The organism is Tildeniella sp. (genome assembly GCF_059505325.1).
Window position 1 is genome coordinate 1 of sequence record NZ_JCACKI010000014.1, and the last position, 6818, is coordinate 6818.

Consider the following 6818-nt stretch of genomic DNA (forward strand, 5'->3'; position numbering starts at 1 on the left):
CTTTCCTGATTTTGCTACCTTTCCTCCCCTTCACAATGGACAAAGTCGAGCTAAGTCAAGCCGTCTCTTTGATTGGTCAAGCTATCTCTTTGACTGGTCAAGCTATCTCTTTGAGGAGTCGAGCTATCTCTTTGATTGGTCGAGCTATCTTTTTGATTGGTCAAGCTATCTTTTTGATTGGTCGAGCTATCTCTTTGATTGGTCAAGCTATCTCTTTGACTGGTCAAGCTATCTTTTTGCTTGGTCGAGCTATCTCTTTGACTGGTCGAGCTATCTCTTTGCTTGGTCAAGCTATCTCGTTGAGGAGTCGAGCGGTCTTTTTGCTTGGTCAGGCTATCTTTGCACTGGGTCAAGCACTCTCACAGGATGCCCTGGAGGCTATTTGAAACGTGTCTGGTGTCAAACCGCGACGATACAAACAAAGCCCAATACTTCTCGGTTAAGCCCCAGCGAATGGCATTCGCGGCTACAAAAGCAAAGTCTGTCTGCGCAGACTACCGACCGTTCAACCTGCGGCGGCAGGTTTCGTTTCTGTAGCTGCGGTTTCAACCGTCACTAACGGAGAAATATTGAAACACAGCCCACCGCAACGACTGAAACGAGAGGGCTTTGCAGCTCATGGAGGCAGTTTATCAACCTTCGGGCTTTGCCTTTTGCCTCCCTCATTCCCCTTCACTTAACCTTCCGTAAGAGAACCTGTACATTGGAAGGGAACAATTTTTCCGGATCTGATGGCAAGTTTTATAAGCTGGTTAACGACTCCAGCGCTGTCTGATGTTCCAATTTGGCTGCATCATTCCTTCCTAGCAACAGCGGTTGAGTCAGAAAATAGCTCTCTGGTTTTGGCTGGAGTCCTCTTAAGCCTGATCGTCATTTTTCTGGCGAGCAAAATTGGCGGAGAGCTGTGTGTTCGTGTTGACCTGCCACCTGTATTAGGAGAGTTGGTTGGTGGCGTAGTGGTCGGCGTTTCGGTACTGCGTCTGCTGGTATTTCCAGAAGGAGGTGAAGACGGTAGCCATTCCCTGATCATGAATCTGATGCAGCGAACGGCGAACCTTAACCCAGAGGCGTTAACGTCTGTTTTTCAGGCTCAGAGTGAGGTCATTTCTGTGCTCTCAGAGTTGGGTGTCATTATTCTGCTCTTTGAGATTGGCTTGCAGTCAGATTTGAAAGAACTGTTGCGGGTGGGACCGCAGGCAACGGTGGTAGCAGTAGTAGGCGTTGCGGCTCCGTTTGCATTAGGGACGATCGGTCTCAACCTCCTTTTTGGTATTCCAACCGTACCAGCGATCTTTGTTGGTGCGGCTTTAACGGCAACCAGTATCGGCATTACGGCAAAGGTTTTAGCTGAAATGCAGCGGCTGAGTAGCCGTGAGGGGCAAATCATTATTGGCGCGGCAGTGCTGGATGATGTCCTGGGCATCATCGTTTTGGCGGTCGTCGCCAGTCTTGCAAGGGATGGCACAGTCGAGCCAAGTAACGTGGCTTACCTCATTTTGAGCGCGAGCGTTTTTTTGGTCGGTGCCATCCTGGTAGGGCGCTTTCTCAGCCCGGTTTTTGTGATGCTGGTTGACGAGATGAAGACCAGAGGACAGTTGCTGCTGGCTTCCCTGGTTGTTGCTTTCATTCTTTCGTACATCGCAGCAGCGATTCAGCTAGAAGCCATTTTGGGTGCGTTTGCAGCGGGGCTAGTGCTGGCAGAAACAGAGAAGCAGCAGGAGCTAGAGGAAAAAGTCATTCCGATCGCCGATATGCTGGTACCTGTCTTTTTCGTTGTTGTCGGCGCACGTACTGATCTAAGTGTTTTGAATCCACTGGTGCCAGAAAACCGTGAAGGGCTTGTCATTGCGGCATTCTTGCTGGTGGTTGCCATTTTTGGGAAGGTGGTTACGGGATTCAGTGTGTTTGGGATGCCGGGAATCAATCGGTTGGCGATCGGGGTTGGCATGATTCCTCGTGGTGAGGTCGGACTGGTGTTTGCGGCAGTGGGTTCTGAAAGCGGCGTGCTGTCTAAACCATTGGAAGCTGCCGTGATTGTCATGGTAATTTTGACTACATTTCTGGCTCCACCCTTGTTGAGGGTGGTTTTTGCGAGAGCCGATCGTGCGTCAAATACCGTTTCGGAAGCAGTTTCAGCCCCTTCTATAACGTTGAATCCAGGCTTGGTCGGTTTGGAAAGCGATGAGCCTGATGCAAAGTAACGAGAAATTCCGATCGCACTATTGAGACATCGGGTATATTCTTACAGCAGTTTTGCGTTGCAGGGCGTTCTTCTAAACAAGACGGGTTCTCGGCAACAGCAACCCCATCTCTAATGAGCCTTTGCAAGCAGAAAAATGTGAGTAGAAAATTCTTCCTTGGCATGAAACTAAACGCTCAAATTCACGTCAGGCACCTGTACGCGCAGGTTATTTGGCGATCGCGGCGAGGATACTGCTCTCAGCTTAAAAGCACCCGGATCTGGGGTCTGGCGTGGCGGAGTTGTTGAACTGAAGGCTTCTGTTACAAGTCGATGCTCTGTAAGCAAAGGTGCAGAGAGTCCTCGGTGCGCGATCGCTCGTGACTTCATTACGATCGACGACCGCTATAGCGTCGCCTATCATAACGCTCAGTTTCAGTTGTGAGGAGACCCAGTTGTGAGATGTTCCTGACTGATGTCCAGCTTTTTGAGAAATTGACGAGATACTGTGAAACACTTTCCCCATTTTTTGCTAACTGCCACCTCTCTTTTGCTCCTTGCGGCTCCTGCTCACGCTTCGCGGCTGGAATCCTGGCGGTTTGATACCAACAGCAACCAGCTCGAATTCACAACAGATGAAGATGTGCAGCCTAAAGCGCAGTTGATTTCTGACCCTACACGGTTAGTCATTGACCTACCAGGTATTATTTTGGGTCGTCCAGCCTCTACCCAGTCCTATAGTGGGGCGATTCGCTCTGTGCGCTTGGGTCAGTTCGATCGTGGCGCAGCCCGACTAGTGGTCGAATTGGCACCAGGTTACACGATCGATCCTAACCAGGTGCGCTTTCGAGGCGTTACGGCGCGTCAGTGGACGGTGCAGTTACCAACACCGCAATTACTACCGACTGATACCGCCGCAGCGCCATCCAGTGGTTCTGGCGGTACGAATCAAGCAGCAACCCAAATTCAGGGCGTACAGGTTACAGCCGATGGCATCTTTGTTCGTACAAACGGTGGTTCGCCGAATCTGGATGTGCGTCGCAGCAGCGATCGCAGTCAAATTACAGTTGACGTGCAGGGTGCCACCCTCGCCCTGGCTGCCACGCGCGATGTCTTGGTCAATCGCCTGGGTGTGAACCGCGTCACGCTGAACCAACTGCAAGCCTCGCCGCCTGTTGCCCGCATTACGCTCAGCGTCGATCGCTCTAGCCCCGATTGGCAAGCAACGACCAGTAGCTCCGGTGGGTTGGTGCTGCTTCCGTCGGGCAACGTGGCAACAGGTGGCGCTGATAGCCCTCCCTCTAGTACGCTCCCTCGGCTGACTCGTCTAGGCACACTGGCAACGATCGAATCTGTGGCACTAGAAAACAACGATACTCAGCTTGTTATCCGCGCCAATCAACCGCTGAAATATACAACAGGATGGGATCGAACCACTGGAGCCTACCGTGTTACCGTCAACTCTGCTCAATTGGCTAAGAACGTTAAGGGACCCCAGCTTGAAGCCTCTAGCCCAGTCCTGAAGCTACGCCTCCGTCAGGAAACGGCAAGTACGGCTGTCATACTCATTACACCTGCGTCTGGTGTACAGATTAGTGACCTGAATCAGCCGAGTCAACAAACTTTGGCACTTCAACTTCAGCGCAACCGCCCACCTGTTGCCTCACTGCCTAATCCGTCTAGCGCCAGCATTCCAGTCCCCACAGCGCCTCGGACAAATCCGTTGCCGCCTCAGAATAACGATCCCAATCCCATCATTCCCAGAGCTACAAATGGACGACCCGTTGTCATTATCGACCCAGGGCATGGCGGTCCTGACCCTGGCGCGATCGGTATTGGTGGGCTGCAAGAAAAAGGCATTGTGCTTGATATTGGGCAGAAAGTTGCCACTATTCTTGAACAGCAAGGCATTCAGGCAATCATCACACGCTCTGACGATCGTGATCTTGACCTGGAACCGCGCGTCCAGTTAGCCGAACGCACCAATGCGACGGTCTTTGTCAGCATCCATGCCAACGCCATTAGCCTAAGCCGACCAGATGTCAATGGTCTGGAAACGTACTATTACCAGAGCGGTTTAAACTTGGCTCGTACCATCCATCAAAGCGTGTTAGAAGGCACAGGGGTTCAAGATCGAGGCGTGCGATCGGCGCGTTTCTACGTGCTCAGAAAAACGTCGATGCCCTCGGTGTTAGTTGAGGTTGGCTTTGTGACTGGGCGAGATGATGCTGCCAAACTGGGTGACGGGAACTACCGCAACCAGATGGCAAATGCGATCGCGCGTGGCATCTTGCGGTATCTTGGGCGCAGTTCGTAACTTTGCAAAAAGTGGAATCTGTGAGAGTTTAAGTGTTCGCACGTGTAGGAGAGGTGGGGAGTGTCAGAGGATCGATTTGCAACCCGCAGTCGCGCGGGTCAAAACTCAGCGCCGATCGGGTTATTTGATAGTGGCATGGGCGGTTTGACCGTCTTACGCGAAGTGTATCGTCAGTTGCCTTATGAGTCAGTCATTTACTTTGGCGACACGGCACGTTTGCCTTATGGAACAAAATCGCCTGCCCAAATCTTGCAGTATGTCCGGGAAATTCTCACCTGGATGGAGCAGCAAGGCACCAAGATGGTCATTATGGCGTGCAATACTAGCTCGGCACTGGCGCTAGAAACCGTTCGCTCCGAGTTCAGCCTGCCAATTTTGGGGCTAATTTTGCCTGGAGCGAGAGCCGCCGTCCAGCAGGGTTGCCGTATTGGGGTGATTGCTACGCCCCCGACTGCTGCCAGTAAAGCCTATAGCCGTGCCATTTTAGAAATTGATGCAGCGACCCAAGTTTGGGAAGTCGGCTGCCCCGAATTTGTGCCCCTGATTGAAAGCGATCGTCTGCGTGACCCGCATACCACTGCGATCGCCCAGGAATATCTAACGCCGCTCCTCCAGCAGCAAATTGATACACTCATCTACGGCTGCACGCACTATCCTTACCTCGCACCGATTCTACGCCAGTTGCTTCCACCTACCGTCAAACTGGTTGACCCTGCCGTTTCGGTTGTGGCTGCTGCCGCTCAGGAACTCGATTTGCTCGCGCTCAAACATCTTCGCCCGCCTGCACCCACTCGCTTTTGCGTCAGTGGTTCCCCGCAGACGTTCAGCCAACTGGCAGCGCCGTGGTTGGGCTGCACACCCACTGTAGAGAAGGTTGTCCCCGCTTATGCGATCGCTCCACCCGCCGCCTTAGAGTCAGTCTTAGAGTCAGTGGATTCGGCAATTATCACTGGTCAAAAACGCGCTGGTCAAAAATGAGAGACAGCGATGGGTAGAGTCTGGAGGTTTAGAGCGGACGATCGGGCTGCGCAACCTGTTAGTACGCTCAAGTACGTTGAAAAAGGCTGACACAAAAACCAGATTCTGAAAGCTTACGATCGTCTCCACCAAGGGATCAGGCGCTCTGCTCAAGCGTTTTTTCACAGGTTTCATCTCGATGCAACACGTGCCCAAAGACAACAATGCAACCAGCGGAAATAAACAAAAAAGAGGTTTTATGTCCTACAGGTGGGTGGGTTAGCTTAAGATAGATGGAGAATAATTAAAGTTTCGTAACCTTATACCGTCTGAGTCGGATATCCATGACCTCAGCTACTTCCCTTTTTTCTCCTGTTGAAGCAGATCTACAGGCGTTGACGGAGAATCTTAAGAACCTCATCGGGGCACGCCATCCAGTTCTGTATGCTGCCGCAGAACACCTCTTCGGAGCGAAGGGAAAGCGAGTCAGACCCGCGATCGTCTTTCTGGTTTCGCGTGCCACGATGCTGGATCAAGACATTACGCTACGGCATCGCAGGCTGGCTGAAATTACTGAGATGATTCACACCGCGAGCCTGGTGCATGATGATGTGGTGGATGAGTCAGAGCTACGTCGCGGCGTACCCACCGTGCACAGCAGCTTTGGCAATCGCATTGCCGTCCTGGCAGGAGACTTTCTGTTTGCCCAGTCATCCTGGTATCTGGCAAATCTGGACAACCTGGAAGTGGTGAAGCTGCTGTCACAGGTCATTATGGATCTGGCAGAAGGCGAAATTCAGCAGGGGTTGAACCGTTTTGCCACGACCTTGTCGATCGACGAATACCTGGAGAAAAGCTATTACAAAACCGCCAGCTTGCTTGCCAACAGTGCCAAAGCAGCCGCAACCTTGAGCGAGACATCGACTGCGTTGGCAGATGATTTTTTTCACTACGGTCGTCATATTGGTCTGGCGTTTCAAATCATTGATGACATTCTGGACTTTACAGGCTCTACAGAAGCACTGGGTAAGCCTGCTGGGTCAGACCTGAAAAGCGGCAATTTGACCGCACCTGTCCTTTATGCACTCGAAGAAAAGCCCTACCTAGAAGCACTGATTGAACGAGAATTTGCCCAACCGGGAGACCTTGAGCAGGCACTAATCTTGATCCGGGATAGTCAGGGCATTGAACGATCGCGCGCCCTGGCAACCCATCATGCCCGCACCGCGATCGAGCATCTGGCAGATCTACCACCGTCCGAATCGAAACAGGTCTTGGTGAAGCTGGCAGACTACGTGCTCAGCCGTCTGTATTAACGTGAGTTCGACGAACAGAAATTGACACAAGAAAAGCTGAGACTGGTTT

5 protein-coding genes are annotated in these 6818 nt (G+C 52.0%); all 5 read left to right on the top strand.

Annotated features, from left to right (window positions below; genetic code table 11):
• The first annotated feature begins 35 nt into the window (after positions 1–35).
• The 5 genes from AC5JO6_RS06120 (at position 36) to sds (ending at position 6769) form a co-directional block, all read left to right on the top strand.
• Positions 36–386 (top strand): hypothetical protein, encoded by a 351-nt coding sequence (locus AC5JO6_RS06120; protein WP_496080163.1) that lies wholly within the window; start codon positions 36–38, stop codon positions 384–386.
• A gap of 345 nt (positions 387–731) precedes the next feature.
• The gene (locus AC5JO6_RS06125) at positions 732–2201 is read left to right on the top strand and encodes a cation:proton antiporter (RefSeq protein WP_496080164.1); all 1470 of its coding nucleotides are present in this window, start codon (positions 732–734) and stop codon (positions 2199–2201) included.
• A gap of 486 nt (positions 2202–2687) precedes the next feature.
• Positions 2688–4496 (top strand): N-acetylmuramoyl-L-alanine amidase, encoded by a 1809-nt coding sequence (locus AC5JO6_RS06130; protein ID WP_496080165.1) that lies wholly within the window; start codon positions 2688–2690, stop codon positions 4494–4496.
• 60 nt (positions 4497–4556) lie between these two features.
• Complete coding sequence (gene murI / locus AC5JO6_RS06135; RefSeq protein ID WP_496080166.1) at positions 4557–5474, top strand: glutamate racemase; 918 nt, start codon at positions 4557–4559, stop codon at positions 5472–5474.
• Between the two features lie 323 nt (positions 5475–5797).
• Positions 5798–6769 (top strand): solanesyl diphosphate synthase, encoded by a 972-nt coding sequence (gene sds / locus AC5JO6_RS06140; RefSeq protein ID WP_496080167.1) that lies wholly within the window; start codon positions 5798–5800, stop codon positions 6767–6769.
• Positions 6770–6818 lie beyond the last annotated feature (49 nt).